The following is a 14,733-nucleotide window of genomic DNA, read 5'->3' on the forward strand; positions in this document are numbered from 1 at the left end:
GCCTCACCCCGTCCAGCGCCACGACCTACTACGTGCGCCTGAGCGGCAGCTACAGCGGCCTGACCGTGGTCGGACGGCAGTAAGGCCCGAAGGCCCGATCGCGCGGCGGCGCCGTTCGCCGCCGCGCAACGTGCGCGGGAGGACGCCCTCCCGCCGCGGTTCCGAAAGCAGCGACGTGCCCACCATGACGCAATTCGCCCGCCTTCCGGCGGGCATTTTTTTTGGCGCTGCGGCGCACCGCGATGCCGCAAGCCCCTCTCCCACCGGGAGAGGGGTTGGGGTGAGAGTGCGGCACGAGGCGCGGTGCAATGGGCGACGCGCGGCTGCGCCCTACCGCATCCGGCCCTCCGGGCCACCTTCTCCCGGTGGGAGAAGGAAACGCGTTAGCGGCTTTCGCGCAGGAACCGCGCCATCGACGACACCCCGGCAGCGCCGGCTGGACACGTGCGCGGGAGGAGCGCCTCCCGCCTTCCGGCAAACATTTTTTTGCATGGCGGTGCACGGCGATGCCGCGCAATGCCGCAAGCCCCTCTCCCACCGGGAGAGGGGTTGGGGTGAGGGTGCGGCACGAGGCGCGGTGCAATGGGCGATGCGCGGCGGCGCCCTACCCGCATCCGGCCCCCGGGCCACCTTCTCCCGGTGGGAGAAGGAAACGCGTTAGCGGCTTTCCCGCAGGAACCGCGCCATCGACGAGACCCCCGGCAGCGCCGGCTGGAACTGCCCGGCGACGTCGACGAAACCGCGCATCACCGCGACCTCGCGCGGGGTGCGGTTCAAGGTATCGCGCAGTTCCGGATCCGCGCCGGCGCGCAGCAGGCGCTGCACCAGCAGCGGCAGGCCGTGCAGCGCGGCCAGGTGCAGCGGGCCGAAGCCGCGCGGATCCTGCACCTCCAGGCTGACCTCCTCGTCGAGCAGGCGCTCCACCCCGGCCAGCACCACCGGCTCCTCGCAGGCCGTGCCCGGTTCGGCGCGCGCGCCGAGCAGCAACAACAGCGGCGTCACCCCGCCGGCAGAGCCGCGGTCGGCCTCGGCGCCGGCCAGCAGCAAGGTATCCAGCAGGGCCAGCAGGCGCGTCTTGTCGCGCGCGGTGAAGCCGTACAGCGCGGCGCAGTGCAGCGGCGCCAGTTGCTGGGCGTCGCCGGCATGCACGTCGGCGCCGGCGGCCAGCAGCCGCGCGGCGATGTCCGGCAGGCCCAGCGCGCAGGCCAGCATCAGCACGGTGACGCCGCCGGGCAGGCGGTGTTCGATCTGCGCGCCGGCCTGCAGCAGGGCGGCGACGATCTCGGTCTGGCGCATGCTCACCGCCGCCGACAGCGGCGTGGCGCCGCTGGCCGCGGCGTGCTGAAGGTCGGCGCCACGCGACAGCAACAGCTGCACCGCCGCGAGGTGGCCGCCGCCGGCGGCGCGCAGCAGCGCGGTGCAGCCCTGCGCGTCCACCGCGTCCACCGGCAGGCCCAGGTCGATCAGGCGGCGGATCGCCTCGGCGTCGCCAACCATCGCCGCGGCCGGCACGTCGGCCTCGCGCAGCGGGCGCCGCGGCAGCGGCCAGGTGCGCCAGTCCAGCCAGTCGGCCAGGTCGCGGCGGCCGCTGGCCAGGGCTACGCCCAGCGGGGTCTGGCCGTCGGCGGCGCGCGCGTCCGGCGAGGCGCCCTGCTGGATCAGCAGCTTCAGCGAGGCCTCGCGGCCCAGCGCGGCGGCCAGGTGTAGCGCGGTCATGCCATGGCTGTCGCGCGCCTCGCGGTCGGCGCCGCGCTCGAGCAACTGCAGTTGCAGGCGCAGCCAGCCCAGCCGCACCGCCAGCGACAGCGGCGGATCGCCGGCCGGCGACGGCGCGAACGGATCGGCGCCGCGCTCCAGCAGTTCCAGGGCGAACTGTTCCAGCGCGCGCGAGGCGTGATCGTGCTGGGCGCAGGCGGCGAGCAGGCGGGTCAGGCCGCCGCGGCCGGCCGGCGACACGCCGTGGCGCAGCATCGCCTGCAGGCTGGGCACCGCCTCCACGCCGCGCGAGAGCAGCGCGAACATCGGGGTGTCGCCGCAGGCATCGAGCACCTCCGGCTCGGCGCCGTGCGCCAGCAGCCAGTCCACCGCCTGCGCGTTCAGCGCCAGCGGCGGCTCGTGCAGCAGCGCACCCAGTTCCTCGGCCGCGCACAGCCGCGCCAGCGCGGCCAGGCCGTCGCGCGGCTGGCCCAGTTGCAGGCCCTCGCGCAGCAGTTCCAGCGGCGGCCGGTCGGGCAGTCCGGCCGGGCCGGTCTCGCCCTGGCCGTCACTGACCGCCGCGGGCAGCGGATAGTCCGGGTCCAGCGCGGACACGATCGCCCAGCGCCCGGCCTCGGCGGCCAGGTCGACGGCGCGACGGCCGCTCTGGTCCGGCTGCGCCGGCGCCACGCCCAGGTCGAGCAGGCGCCGGATCAGCCCGGGGGCGACGTGGTCGGCGGTGCAGGCCAGCAGGATCGCGTTGCGGCCGTCGCCATCGACCGCAACCAGATCCGGCTTGTGCGGCAGCAGCCGTTCCAGCACCGCCACGCGGCCGTGGCGGGCGGCTTCCAGCCACGGCGTGCGGCCCAGCGCGTCGCGCGCTTCCAGGTTGGCGCCGGCGCCGAGCAGGGCCTGCACGATCTCCACGTGGCCGGCCTGCGCCGCCTCGTGCAGCGCGCTGCGGCGCTGGCGATCGCGCGCGTCGACCCGCGCCTTGTGCTTGAGCAGCAGCTGCACGCCGGCCGGATCGTCTTCCTCGGTGCCGGCGGCGGCCAGCAGCACCGGGCTGGCCTCGGCCGGCTCCGGCTTGGCGCCGCGTTCGAGCAGGAACTTGGCCATGCGCCAGTTGCCGACCTGGCAGGCCACCGCCAGCGGGGTCAGGCCGTCGCGGTTGGCCGCGTCCAGTTCGGCGGCGGCGTCGCGCAGCAGCGCGGCCACGCCCGGGTCGGAGCTGCGCGCGGCGTGATGCAGCGGGGTGTTGCCGTCGCCGTCGCTGGCGCGCGGGTCGGCGCCGTTGGCGAGCAGGGTCATCACCGCCTCCGGGCGGCCATGCCAGCTGTCGCGGGTGGCGGCCAGCAGCGGGGTCATGCCCAGGTGCGGGCGATTGACGTCGACCCCGCGCACGATCAGTTCGCGCAGCAGGCGCAGGTCCGGCAGCACCGCGGCCAGCACCGGCAGGCTGCGCTGGTCGCGCCACTCGGCGGCGGGCAGCGCATGCGGATCGGCGCCGGCCTGCAGCAACTGCAGCGCGCGATCGACGCGGCCGCCGCGGGCGGCGTCGTACAGCGCCGCATGCAGTTCGTCCTGCGCCGGCGGCGGCTCGTCCGCGCGCGGCGCGGCGGTGGCGCTGAGTTCGGCGAACAGGTCGGCGGAGGACACCGGCGGGGTCAGCGTCTGCGGCGGCGCCACCCGTTGCAGGCCGGCGTGCAGCAGCGGCGAGAGCAGCGCATAGGCCAGCGCCAGCGGCCAGCGCGCGGCCTCGGCGAGCAGTCCCGGCCAGGCCAGCACCACGCCGAGTCCGGCCAGCACCAGCACCAGCGCGGCCACCGCCAGCCCGCGCCAGGCCTGCACGTCCTGCTGCGCCAGCGCATGCCAGCGCGCCCCCAGCGGACCACCCTCGGCATCGCTGCCGTGCCACAACGGCCAAGTCCGCCACAGGCCGAGCAATGCGGCACTGGCGGCCACGCTCAGCGCCAACGCCGCGGCCAGGCTGCCGCTGTCGTGCAGCGCCGCCAGCGGCCAGGCCACCAGCACCGCGACCAGCGCCATGCCGCCGGCCCACAGCACCAGCAGCGGCGCCGCCGCGCCGACCAGGTCGCGCGCGGCGCGCGGACGCGGCCGGCTGCCACGGTGCCAGGACAGCGCCAGCGCGAACGCCGGCTGCGCCAGCCAGGCACCCAGGGCGGCGGCCAGCGGGCCGAATCCGGCGGCCAGCGCCAGCACCGCGCCCAGCGCGGCGGCGAGCATGGGCGCACGCGCGCGGAGGAAAGAGTCAGTCATCGTGTCGATCGGTGGTGCCGGGCAGGGACGGCGGCAATTGCAGATGGAAGCCGCAGCCGGCGAGGTTGGCGCGCACCGCGGCCGGATCGGCGCGGGCCAGCGTGCGTTCGGCGGTCAACGCCACCTCCAGCACGAACGCCAACGGCTGCAGCGACGCCAGCAGCGCCGGCGGCAGACGGCCGAAGTCGTCGCGGGCGGCGAGATACAGATAGGTGTCCGGCTTGCGTTGGCTTTTGTAGACGTAGGCTTGCATGCCCGTGGCGTGCGCCTGGCGTGGAAAGGCAAGCGATTGTGGAGGAAATGCGCCAGCGGCGAAAGCGCACGCCGGCCCTGCGCTGAACGGCTCCGGGGCAGGAGCGCTATTCACGTTCGCGTTGCGGGCGTTTCACGGCATGACCGAATGCGTCGATATACTGCGACGATTGTCCTTGTATGGAATACCGCGTGACCGAAGCGCCCCCGTCGCCCCGCATGGCTCCCGTGGCCATCCGTGCCTACACCGCGACCAACGCGCTCGGCAGCGGACTGCAGGCCCAGGCCGCGGCGCTGCGCAAGGGTCGCAGCGGGCTGCGCCGCAACGACTTCGGTCCGCAACCGCTGGAATGCTGGATCGGCCGGGTGGACGCGCTGGAAACCGCCGCGCTGCCTGACGCCCTGGCTGCGTGGGAATGCCGCAACAATCGCCTGGCCTGGCTGGCCCTGCAGCAGGATGGCATGGCCGCCGCCGTGGCCGCCGCCGCGCAGCGGCACGGCGCCGAGCGGGTGGCGGTGGTGATGGGCACCTCCACCTCCAGCATCGGTGCCAGCGAGGAGGCATACACCCGGCTCGAACACGACGCGGACGGCCCGCGCATGCCCGCCGACCTGGACCGGCCGATCGTGCACACCCCGCATTCGCTCGGCGATTTCGTGCGCGCCGCCACCGGGTTGCGCGGCCCGTGCATCACCGTCGCCACCGCCTGTTCGTCCAGCGCCAAGGTGTTCGCCCAGGCGGCGCGGCTGATCGCCGCCGGCGTGGTCGATGCGGCGCTGGTCGGCGGCGTGGACACGCTGTGCGGCAGCGTGCTGTTCGGCTTCAACTCGCTGCAGGTGGTGTCACCGGAACCGTGCAGGCCGTTCGACGTGCGCCGGGTCGGGCTGTCGTTGGGCGAGGCCGGCGGCTACGCGCTGCTGGAACGCACCGATGCCGCCGACGCGCCGCCGGCGCAGGCGCTGCTGTGCGGCTACGGCGAATCCAGCGACGCCCACCACATGTCCGCGCCGCATCCGCAGGGGCTGGGCGCCGGCCTGGCGATGCGCGGTGCGCTGCAGCGCGCCGGGGTGGACCCGGCCGAGGTCGGCTACCTCAACCTGCACGGCACCGCGACCCCGGCCAACGACAGCGTCGAGGCCGCCGCGGTGGCGGCACTGTTCCCGCCGACCCTGCACGCCAGTTCGACCAAGGCCTGGACCGGGCACACGCTCGGCGCCGCCGGCATCGTCGAGTCGGTGTTCGCGCTGCTGGCGCTGCGCGACGGCCTGCTGCCCGGCACCCTCAACAGCGAACTGCCCGATCCCGCCTGCGGCCCGCAGATCCGCTTCGCCACCGCCCATGCACAGGTCCGCTACGCGATGAACAACTCCTTCGGCTTCGGCGGCAACAACTGCTCGCTGCTGTTCGGCCGCGCATGAGCACGCCGATGCTGAGCGCCACGATCGAAGGCATCGGGTTCTGGGCGCCCGGGCTGCCGTCGTGGGCGGTGGCGCAGGCCTTCGCGCACGGCGGCGCGCTACAGGAGACGCCGGCTCGGCCATCGCCGCAGCTGCTGGCGCCCAACGAACGGCGGCGTGCGCCGGACACGGTGGCGGTGTCGCTGGACGCGGCGTTGGCCGCCTGCCACGACGCCGGCCGCGACCCGGCCACGCTGCCGTCGGTGTTCACCTCCACCCACGGCGACCTGGCGATCACCGACTACATGTGCACCACCCTGGCCAGCGAACCGCTGTCGGTGTCGCCGACCAAGTTCCACAACTCGGTGCACAACGCCGCCGCCGGCTACTGGACCATCGGCGCCGGCGCCACCGCCGCGGCGACCGCGATCAGCGCGCACTCGGGCAGCTTCGCGCAGGGCCTGCTGGAAGCGCTGTCGCAATTGGTCGCGGGCGAAGACGCGGTGCTGCTGGTCGGCTACGACAGCCGCTCGGTTGGCGCGCTGGGCCGCATCGCGCGCAGCGAGGGCCTGCTCGGCGGCGCGCTGGTGCTGAGCGCGGGCGCACGCAACGGCAAGCCGCAGTTGCAGGTGCAGCTGCGCGATGGCACGGCGCCGGTGGGCGATGGCGCGCTGGCGCGGCATGCCGCGGGCAACGCGATGGCGCCGATGCTGCCGCTGTTCGATGCGCTGGCGCTGGGCGGCAGCGGTTGCGTGCTCGACGCAGGCGGCTGCCGCTGCCTGCAGGTGGAGCTGCGCGCATGAGCCGCACGCCGCTGACCGCCGCCGACGCCGCGATCCTGATCCCGGCCCTCAACGAACGGCTGCGCATCCGCGAGGTGGTCAGCGACGCGCTGGCGCACTGCCCGCGGGTGATCGTGGTCGACGACGGCTCCGACGACGGCACCAGCGACTGCATCGCCGACCTGCCGGTGACCCTGCTGCGCCACCCGCAGCGCCGCGGCAAGGGCGCGGCGCTGCGCAGCGGCTTCGCCGAGGCGCAGCGCCAGGGCGCGCGCGCGGTGATGACCATGGACGGCGACGGCCAGCACAGCGCCGCCGACTTCCCGCGGCTGCTGGCCGCGGCCAACCGCCACCCCGGCTGCGTGATCGTCGGCGCGCGCCTGCGCAAGCGCGCCAGCCAGCCGCCGATCCGCCGCATCGGCAACGATTTCGGCGACTGGGGCATCGCCTGGGGCTGCGGCTTCCGCCTGGTCGACAGCCAGAGCGGCCAGCGCCTGTACCCCCAGTCGGTCTATACCCTGCCCGACGTGCCCGGCGAAGGTTTCGTGTTCGAAGCGCAGTTGCTGATCTCGGCCGCGCGCCAGGCCGGTGCGCGGGTGGTGGCGGTGCCGATCGAGACCCGCTACGCCAGCCAGACCCCCGGCACGTTCCGCAAGAGCCACTTCCGGCTGGTGCGCGATCTGTGGAAGATCACCTCGCACGTGATCGTGCAGGTATGGACCTACGGGCACGTGGTGCGCGAGTACCGGCGCACCCGCGCCAATCCGGTGCTGATCGACGACATCGACGGCACCCTCGACCCGGCCCCCCTGGCCGTCGCCAAGGAAAAGACGACATGACAGCAGCGCAGGCGGATGTGGCGATTCTGGGCGGCGGACTGGCCGGGCTGACCCTGGCGCTGCAATTGCGCCAGCGCGACCCGCAACTGCGCATCCGCGTGCTGGAACGGCGCGCTCACCCGGTGCGCGAGGCCGCGTTCAAGGTCGGCGAGTCCTCGGTGGAGATCGGCGCGCACTACTTCGCCGAGGTGCTGGGCCTGCGCGAACACCTGGACGCCGAACAGATCCGCAAGTTCGGCTTCCGTTTTTTCTTCTCCGACGGGCGCGCCGACATCGACCAGTGCACCGAGCTGGGCGTGAGCCAGTTGCTGCCGACGCCGTCGTGGCAGATCGACCGCGGCCGCTTCGAGAACTTCCTCGGGCAGCGCGCGCGCGACCTGGGCGTGGAGTTCCTCGACGGCAGCACGGTGCGCGGCGTCGACCTGGCCGAGGACGACGGCGACCACTGCGTGCGCTACAGCCGCGATGGCGCCGACGCCCGTCTGCAGGCGCGCTGGGTGATCGACGCCAGCGGCCGCGCTGGCCTGCTCAAGCGCAAGCTCGGCCTGGCCCAGGACAACGCGCACCAGGCCAACGCGGTGTGGTGGCGGGTGGACGGGCTGGTCGATCCCAACGGCTGGTCGCAGGACAGCGCCTGGCTGCAGCGCTGCACGCCGCCGGACCGCTGGCGCTCGACCAACCACATGTGCGGCCCCGGCTACTGGTTCTGGCTGATCCCGCTGTCCTCCGGCGCGCATTCGCTGGGCATCGTCTGCGATGCCGCCCTGCATCCGCTGGAGACGATGAACACCCACGCCAAGGCGATGGACTGGCTGCGCACGCACCAGCCGCAGGTGGCCAGCACGCTGGAGCGCAGCGAGCATACCGTGCAGGACTTCCTGTTCCTGCGCGACTTCTCCTACGGCTGCAAGCAGGTGTTCTCGGCGCAGCGCTGGGCGCTGACCGGCGAGGCCGGCGTGTTCCTGGACCCGTTCTATTCGCCGGGCAGCGACTTCATCGCCATCAGCAACACCTACATCTGCGAACTGATCGGGCGCGAGCGCGCCGGGCGCGACATCGCGCCCTACGCCGAGCTGTACCAGCAGCTGTACTTCTCGTTCTACGAGAACACCCTGACCCTGTACCAGGACCAGTACCCGCTGTTCGGCGACGCCCAGGTGATGCCGGTCAAGGTGATCTGGGACTACACCTACTACTGGTCGCTGCTGGCGCCGCTGTACTGCACCGACCGCATCGCCGACCTGGCGGTGCTGGGCCGGCTGCGCCCGGCACTGCAGCAGGCCAGCGCGCTCAACCTGGGCATGCAGGCACTGCTGCGCGACTGGGGCGTGGCCAACCGCGCACAGGCCGCGGCGGTGGCCGACGGACGCCTGCTGGACCAGTACCTGATCGGCTGGTTCCACGAACTCAACCGCGCCCTGCGCGACCGGCTGGACGACGCCGCCTTCGTCGCCCGCCTGCACGGCAACGTCGCGCGCATGGCGGAACTGGCCGGAGAGATCCTGGCCCGCGCCCGCCAGCAGCATCCGGCGCTGGCCGACCACGGCCTGCTGGATGCCTGCCGCGATGCGGCGACGCCGCTGCCGGTGCTCTCGCCGGCCTGGTACGCGGACGCAGCCTGATCCACGCGCAGGGCCGTGCGGCCCTGCAACAACGAGGGCTTCGCGCGGTGCCACGAGGCACAAGGGAGCAGTGCAATTGCGCGGCACACATCACATGGGGCGAATATCGCCCGCGCATTCGTGTTTTCGCACGCACGGCGGTTGACGCCCTGGCGCCACCGGCGCGACACAGGCCCGCCGCGCCCGGCGCGTCCTCCAGGAGAACTCCATGCGCTCCACGCTGCTCGCCTTGGCCCTGCCGCTGGCCGCTCTTGCCGCCTCCTCCACCGCACATGCGCAGACGACCGCGCGCGCGCCGGCCACCCCGGCACCGCTGCAACAGTCGTGCGAGGCGCTGGCGAGCCGGCTCGCCTATCCCGGCACCCGCTTCACTGCAGTGCACAGCGTGGCCGCCGGCGCCCTGCGGGTGGCCGGCCAGCCGATCGGCGCGCACTGCCAGGTCACCGGCCTGATGCACGAACGGGTCGGCGCGGACGGCCAGTCCTATGCGATCGGCTTCGAGATGCGCCTGCCGGCGGCGTGGAACGGGCGCTTCTTCTACCAGGCCAACGGCGGCCTCGACGGCAACGTGGTGCCCGCGCTCGGCGACATCGGCGGCGGTGGCCAGCGCGACAACCCGCTGCGCATGGGCTTTGCGGTCATCAGTTCCGACGCTGGGCACAGCAACGCGCAGAACCCGCTGTTCGGCCGCGACCCGCAGGCGCGCCTGGACTATGGCTACCAGGCGGTGCAGGCGCTGACTCCGATGGCCAAGCGCGTGATGCAGATCGCCTACGGCAAGGCACCGGACTACAGCTATTTCGGCGGCTGCTCCAACGGCGGCCGCCACGGCATGGTCGCCGCTGCGCGCGATGCGCAGGACTACGACGGCATCCTGGTCGGCGACCCCGGGTTCCACCTGCCCAAGGCGGCGATCGCGGACCTGGCCGCGGCCCAGCAGCTGGCGGCGCTGGCGGGCGGCAGCGACACGCGCAGCGGCCTGACTGCCGCCGAGCGCAGCCTGGTGGCCGAGCGCATCGTCGCCACCTGCGATGCGCTGGACGGCGTGCGCGACGGCATGGTGCAGGACGTGCTCGCCTGCCAGCGCCGCTTCGACCTGAACCGCGACGTCGCCACCTGCGGCAGCGCCGGGCGGACCGGCCAATGCCTGACCCCGGCGCAGAAGCGCGCGCTCGGCGCCATCCACGCCGGCGTGCGCAACAGCGCCGGCACGCCGCTGTACGCGCCCTTCCCCTACGACCCGGGCATCGCCAGCGGCGACTGGGCCGGCTGGCGGCAGGACGCCTCGCTGACCCTGGTGCCCGGATCGGTGGCCTTCGGCTTCGTCACTCCGCCGGAGGATCCGGCGGTGCTGCAGGACCTCAAGCGCTACGCGCTGCAATTCAACATGGAACGCGACGCGCCGAAGATCTTCGCCACGGCCGGCGCCTTTGGCGAATCCGCCTGGTCGTACATGACCCCGCCGAACGAGACCCAGCTGACCACGCTGAAGGCGCGCGGCGGCAAGCTGCTGGTCTACCATGGCACCGGCGACGGCATCTTCTCCTTCGCCGACACCGCGGCCTGGTACGACCGCCTGCGCGCGGCAGATGCCGAGGCCGCCAGCTACGCGCGCCTGTTCGCGGTGCCGGCGATGGCCCATTGCGCCGGCGGACCGGCCACCGACCAGTTCGATGCGCTGACCCCGCTGGTGGCCTGGGTCGAGCAGGGCCAGGCGCCGGCCGCGATCGTCGCCACCGCACGCGGCAGGGGCAGCGCCGCGCCGAACACCGAGGTGCCGGCCAGTTGGAGCAGCCAGCGCAGCCGGCCGCTGTGTCCGTATCCGCAGGTGGCGCGCTACGTCGGCGGCGACGTGGAGGCGGCCAGCAGCTTCGTCTGCCGCTGAGCGCGAACCGCCATCGCGCCGTCGGCGTGGCGGCGCGACGGGCGCACCGCCGTCAGCCCATGCCGCCGTTGATGCCGATGACCTGGCCGTTGATGTAGGCGGCTGCGTCCGAGCACAGGAAGGCGACCAGCGCGGCCACTTCCTCCGGCTTGCCCGGGCGCCCGGCGGGGACCATCTGCTTGATCGTCTCCGGCGGGAACGCGCTCTCGGCCATCGCGCCCTGGATCACGCCCGGCGCGACCACATTGACGCTGATCCCGCGGCTGGCCATTTCCCGCGCCAGCGACATGCTGGCGCCGTGCAGCGCGGCCTTGGCCGCGGCGTAGTTGGTCTGCCCGCGATTGCCCAGCACCGCCGCCACCGAGGACACGCTGACGATGCGGCCCCAGCGCGTGCGCGCCATCGGCAGCAGCAGCGGCTGGGTGACGTGGAAGAAGCCGTGCAGCGACACGTCGATGACCCTGTGCCACTGCGCCGCGCTCATGCCCGCCATCGGCGCGTCGTCGTGGATGCCGGCGTTGTTGACCAGCACCTGGATCGGGCCGCGCTCCAGCAGCGTCGCCAGTGCCTGCGCACTGGCCTCGGCGTCGGCCACGTCGAACGCCACCGCCTCGGCGCTGCCGCCGGCGGCGACGATCGCCTCCACCACCGCCGCGGCCCGCGCGACGTTGGCGTTGGCGTGCACGATCACATGCAGGCCCTGCGCGGCCAAGGCGTGGCAGATCGCGCCACCGAGATCGCCGCTGCCGCCGGTGACCAGGGCGCGGCGCGGGGGAGCAGGCTGGGACATCGGCAGTTCCTCGGGCGGAATGGAAGCGGGGCCGCCATCCTAGCGATTCACGGGCGCGACGCCAGCCTGCTCACTCCTGTAGGAACTGCTCAGCCGCCGCGACAGGCACTGTCGGTCAAGCGTCGCGGCTGAAGCCGCTCCTACAGAGGCGCCGGGCGCGACGCCGCGCCCAGCATCACCGTGGCGCGGCCCTCGGCAAGCAGTTGTCCGGCATGGGTGATGCGGAAGGCGTACTGCTGGCTGTCCTCGGCCTGCAGCAGCACCTCGGCCTCGCCGTCGATCGGCCCGGCCAGGTCCTGCAGTTCGCTGACGTGCAACTGCACCCCGCGCAGTGCCACCAGCATGCCCTGCCGCACCGGCGTGCCCGCGGCGCGGCCGAGCAGGCCGCCGTGCACCGCCATCGCCTGCGCGCCGTACTCGCACAGGTGCAGCGCGTGCAGGCGTTCGCCGCTGCGCAACGGATGCGCGGCGCTGCGATGCGCGACGCTGCGCAGCACCACGCGCTGCGCGTCCCAGGCCACCACCTCTTCCCACAGGCACATCAGGCCCTGGTGCGGCACCAGCGCGGCGATGGCCTCGCGTCCGTGCAGGGGCTCAGTGTGCATGGCGGCTCTCCTGCGCTTCGCTGGCGGTCTCGCGCGAAATCAGCAGCGCCAGTACGAAATTGAACAGCACGCCCAGCGCCACGGTGCTGCCGATCGCACGCAGCACCGGGATGCTGGAGGCGGCCAGCAGCGCGAATACCAACAGCGTCATCAGGCTGCACACGATCAGCGCATGCAGGGTGCGCAACTGGTCGGCGCGATCGTCGCCGGCGTGATCGAAGAACAGTGCGTAGTCCAGGCCCAGCCCGGCGGCCAGGATCAGCGCGATCAGGTGGAACAGGTTCAGTTCGACCCCGCAGCCACGCAGGATCGCCAGGATCAGCAGCGTGGTCAGCGCCATCGGCAGCAGCACGCGCACGATCCGCCGCGGCGTGCGCAAGGCGATCGCCACGGTCAGCGCCAGCAGCACCGCGGCCACGCCCAGCGCGGCGAGCACGCGGCCGCGGTAGGCGGCGACCAGCGATTCGGAAGCGTCCTTCAGGTCCAGCAGTTGCGCGCCGCTGCCCTGCACCGCGCGCGCCAGCTGCGCCGGATCGCGCAGCCCGGTCAGCGACACCAGCGCGGTGGTACGGTCCGGGCGCTCCAGCAGCAGGCCGTCGACGGGGGTCGCCAGCGGCGTGCCGTGCAGCGCGCGCGCGGTCAGCAGCGGCGCGGTGCGCGCGACCTGCAGGTCGGCCAGGAACGGCGCGAAGGCGTCGGCGCGGAACGGCGTGGCGGCGACCGCGGCGGCGGTGATCGCCTGGGCCTGCGCCGGATCGGGCAGAGCCGCCTGGCGCCGGCGTTGGGTGGCGGCGCTGGGCAGGTAGCGCGCGGCCATGTCGTAGCCGGCCAGCTCGCCCTGTGCCACCAGCGCGTCCAGGCGCGGGCGCAGGCGTTCGGACGCGGCCAGCGCCGCATCGGCGGAGGCGGCCGGCAGCGCCAGCACGTAGCGCACGTCGGGCGCGCCCAGTTCCTGGCGCAGGTGCGCGTCGCGGGCCAGGCCCTCGGCCGGCACCGGGGTCAGCTTGGACAGGTCGTTCTGCCAGAACGGCCCCGGCGCGAACACGATGACGACGGCCGCCAGCAGGGCCAGCGGCAGCAGCGACCAGCGCGGCCGTGGCAGCCGCGCGATGCCGCGCCACAGCCGCTCCAGCATCGGCGAGTCGGCATGGTCGCGCGGCGAGGGATCGATCAGCGCCGGCAGCAGCAGGCGCGTGGTCAGCGCTGCCACCAACAGGCCGGCGATGGTGAACACCGCCAGCTGGCGCAGGCCGTCCACGCCGGAGAACAGGAAGGTGACGTAGGCGATGCAGGTGGAGACCACGCCGGTGGCCAGGGTCGGCCACAGATGGCGCGCGTTCTCGCGCGGATCCAGGCCCGGGCGCTGGTGGCTGAACAGGTGGATCGGATAGTCCTGGACCACGCCGATCAGGGTGAAACCGAACGCCACGGTGATGCCGTGCACGCCATCGAACAGCAAGGCCACCGCGCCCAGCCCGGCCAGGCCGGCGCTGGCCAGCGGCAGCACGCCCAGCACCGGAATCTTCCAGCTGCGGTAGGCGACCAGCAGCAGCACGATCAGCCCAACCGTATCCAGGGTGCCGATCCACTGCGCCTCGTTCTGGGTGCGCCCGCCGATCTCCACCGAGAACGCGCCCGGCCCGGTCAGGGTCAGCTTGCTGGTACTGCCGGCCGTGACCTTGGCGAAGGCAGCATGGATCGCATCCACCGCGCGCTGCTGGCCGGTGGGATCGAAGCCGGCGGCACGGGTCTGCGCCACCAGCAGCGCGTCCTTGCCGGCGCGGTCGAACCAGACGCCCTCGCGCTGCTGCGGGCCGCCGGCCGGCTGCAGGCTCTCGGCCAGGTGTAGCACCTCCAGGGTCGGATCGCGCGGCAGCAGCGGCTCCACCATCGCCGCCGCCGGCGAGCCCAGGTCCTGCAGCCGCGCCTGCAGCGCATCGCGCAGGGTCGGCGCATCCAGCGGCGTGGCGTCGAAGCTGTCGCTGAGCAGGTAGCGGTACGGCAGCAGGCGCGGCGGGATCGCGTCCAGGCCGGCATCGGCACCATTGGCGACCAGCTCGAACACCTCGCGCTGCGCCGCCAGTTCGGCCCGCATTGCCTGCGACTGTCGCGCCAGCGTGGCCGGATCGGCCCCGGACAGCGACATCAGCAGCAGCCGCGAACCGGGGCCTTCGCCGAGTTCGTCGAGCAGAAGTTTTTGCGCGGGGGTACGGGCTTCCGGCATGAATTTACGCAGATCGCCCGACACCTGCAGCGCGTTGCCCAGCCAGATGCCGGCCACGGTCAGCAGCGCCAGCCACAGCAGCGCCAGCGAGATGCGCATCTTCGAACTGAGTTGGCGTGTCACGACAGCCGCTCCCCAAACGCCCACCCGTCCAGACCCGGGGCCGCGGGCGCGGCATCGGGCATGACGGCCCGCCGCCTGCTACCGCGGGCCGGCATGAACTTGCGCAAATCCCCAGGCACCTGCAGCGCATTGCCCAGCCAGATGCCGGCCACGGTCAGCAGCGCCAGCCACAGCAGCGCCAGCGAGATGCGCATCTTCGAACGCAGGGCACGCTTCATCGCCGCGTCCCCACGCCTGC

Annotated in this window: 11 protein-coding genes; 5 read left to right on the plus strand and 6 right to left on the minus strand. The window is 73.4% G+C overall.

The genetic code is table 11. The annotated features are described in order from the left end of the window. Positions 1–657 precede the first annotated feature (657 nt). Together ACP93_RS12955 and ACP93_RS12960 are read right to left on the minus strand one after the other, a co-directional pair. On the minus strand, positions 658–3,975 hold the full coding sequence (locus ACP93_RS12955; protein ID WP_048491100.1) for an ankyrin repeat domain-containing protein: 3,318 nt from the start codon (positions 3,973–3,975) through the stop codon (positions 658–660). Beyond that, the gene (locus ACP93_RS12960) at positions 3,968–4,228 is read right to left on the minus strand and encodes a YcgL domain-containing protein (RefSeq protein ID WP_017909431.1); all 261 of its coding nucleotides are present in this window, start codon (positions 4,226–4,228) and stop codon (positions 3,968–3,970) included. Before ACP93_RS12960 ends, ACP93_RS12955 begins: the two co-directional genes overlap by 8 nt. A 218-nt stretch (positions 4,229–4,446) precedes the next feature. Here ACP93_RS12960 and ACP93_RS12965 point away from each other — a divergent pair, with 218 nt between their 5' ends. The 5 genes from ACP93_RS12965 (at position 4,447) to ACP93_RS12985 (ending at position 10,753) form a co-directional block, all read left to right on the plus strand. Beyond that, on the plus strand, positions 4,447–5,646 hold the full coding sequence (locus ACP93_RS12965; RefSeq protein ID WP_048491161.1) for a beta-ketoacyl-[acyl-carrier-protein] synthase family protein: 1,200 nt from the start codon (positions 4,447–4,449) through the stop codon (positions 5,644–5,646). Between the two features lie 8 nt (positions 5,647–5,654). Further along, a complete protein-coding gene (locus tag ACP93_RS12970; protein ID WP_048491162.1) occupies positions 5,655–6,428 on the plus strand; it encodes a beta-ketoacyl synthase chain length factor in 774 nt (257 codons plus the stop codon). Then, on the plus strand, positions 6,425–7,246 hold the full coding sequence (locus tag ACP93_RS12975; RefSeq protein WP_048491101.1) for a glycosyltransferase family 2 protein: 822 nt from the start codon (positions 6,425–6,427) through the stop codon (positions 7,244–7,246). Before ACP93_RS12970 ends, ACP93_RS12975 begins: the two co-directional genes overlap by 4 nt. Continuing rightward, a complete protein-coding gene (locus ACP93_RS12980; RefSeq protein ID WP_048491102.1) occupies positions 7,243–8,868 on the plus strand; it encodes an NAD(P)/FAD-dependent oxidoreductase in 1,626 nt (541 codons plus the stop codon). The genes ACP93_RS12975 and ACP93_RS12980 overlap by 4 nt, the downstream gene beginning before the upstream one ends. Before the next feature lie 208 nt (positions 8,869–9,076). After that, positions 9,077–10,753 (plus strand): tannase/feruloyl esterase family alpha/beta hydrolase, encoded by a 1,677-nt coding sequence (locus ACP93_RS12985; protein ID WP_048491103.1) that lies wholly within the window; start codon positions 9,077–9,079, stop codon positions 10,751–10,753. A 52-nt stretch (positions 10,754–10,805) separates the two neighbouring features. Here ACP93_RS12985 and fabG read toward each other — a convergent pair whose 3' ends face one another. The 4 genes from fabG to ACP93_RS13005 form a co-directional block, all read right to left on the minus strand. Further along, positions 10,806–11,543 (minus strand): 3-oxoacyl-ACP reductase FabG, encoded by a 738-nt coding sequence (gene fabG, locus ACP93_RS12990; protein WP_048491104.1) that lies wholly within the window; start codon positions 11,541–11,543, stop codon positions 10,806–10,808. Positions 11,544–11,683: 140 nt separating this feature from the next. Next, the gene (locus tag ACP93_RS12995; protein WP_048491163.1) at positions 11,684–12,133 is read right to left on the minus strand and encodes a hotdog family protein; all 450 of its coding nucleotides are present in this window, start codon (positions 12,131–12,133) and stop codon (positions 11,684–11,686) included. Positions 12,134–12,137: 4 nt separating this feature from the next. Further along, the gene (locus tag ACP93_RS13000) at positions 12,138–14,495 is read right to left on the minus strand and encodes an MMPL family transporter (RefSeq protein WP_106407103.1); all 2,358 of its coding nucleotides are present in this window, start codon (positions 14,493–14,495) and stop codon (positions 12,138–12,140) included. Further along, positions 14,492–14,713, minus strand: a complete 222-nt coding sequence (locus tag ACP93_RS13005) for a hypothetical protein (protein WP_048491106.1) — start codon at positions 14,711–14,713, stop codon at positions 14,492–14,494. The genes ACP93_RS13000 and ACP93_RS13005 overlap by 4 nt, the downstream gene beginning before the upstream one ends. Positions 14,714–14,733 lie beyond the last annotated feature (20 nt).

The sequence above is a fragment of the Xanthomonas sp. NCPPB 1128 genome (assembly GCF_001043115.1).
GTDB lineage: Bacteria > Pseudomonadota > Gammaproteobacteria > Xanthomonadales > Xanthomonadaceae > Xanthomonas_A.

Coding starts and splice junctions, on each gene's coding strand:
- ACP93_RS12955 (WP_048491100.1), bottom strand. CDS start 3,975: ATGACTGACTCTTTCCTCCGCGCGCGTGCGCCCATGCTCGCCGCCGCG.
- ACP93_RS12960 (WP_017909431.1), bottom strand. CDS start 4,228: ATGCAAGCCTACGTCTACAAAAGCCAACGCAAGCCGGACACCTATCTG.
- ACP93_RS12965 (WP_048491161.1), top strand. CDS start 4,447: ATGGCTCCCGTGGCCATCCGTGCCTACACCGCGACCAACGCGCTCGGC.
- ACP93_RS12970 (WP_048491162.1), top strand. CDS start 5,655: ATGCTGAGCGCCACGATCGAAGGCATCGGGTTCTGGGCGCCCGGGCTG.
- ACP93_RS12975 (WP_048491101.1), top strand. CDS start 6,425: ATGAGCCGCACGCCGCTGACCGCCGCCGACGCCGCGATCCTGATCCCG.
- ACP93_RS12980 (WP_048491102.1), top strand. CDS start 7,243: ATGACAGCAGCGCAGGCGGATGTGGCGATTCTGGGCGGCGGACTGGCC.
- ACP93_RS12985 (WP_048491103.1), top strand. CDS start 9,077: ATGCGCTCCACGCTGCTCGCCTTGGCCCTGCCGCTGGCCGCTCTTGCC.
- fabG (WP_048491104.1), bottom strand. CDS start 11,543: ATGTCCCAGCCTGCTCCCCCGCGCCGCGCCCTGGTCACCGGCGGCAGC.
- ACP93_RS13005 (WP_048491106.1), bottom strand. CDS start 14,713: ATGAAGCGTGCCCTGCGTTCGAAGATGCGCATCTCGCTGGCGCTGCTG.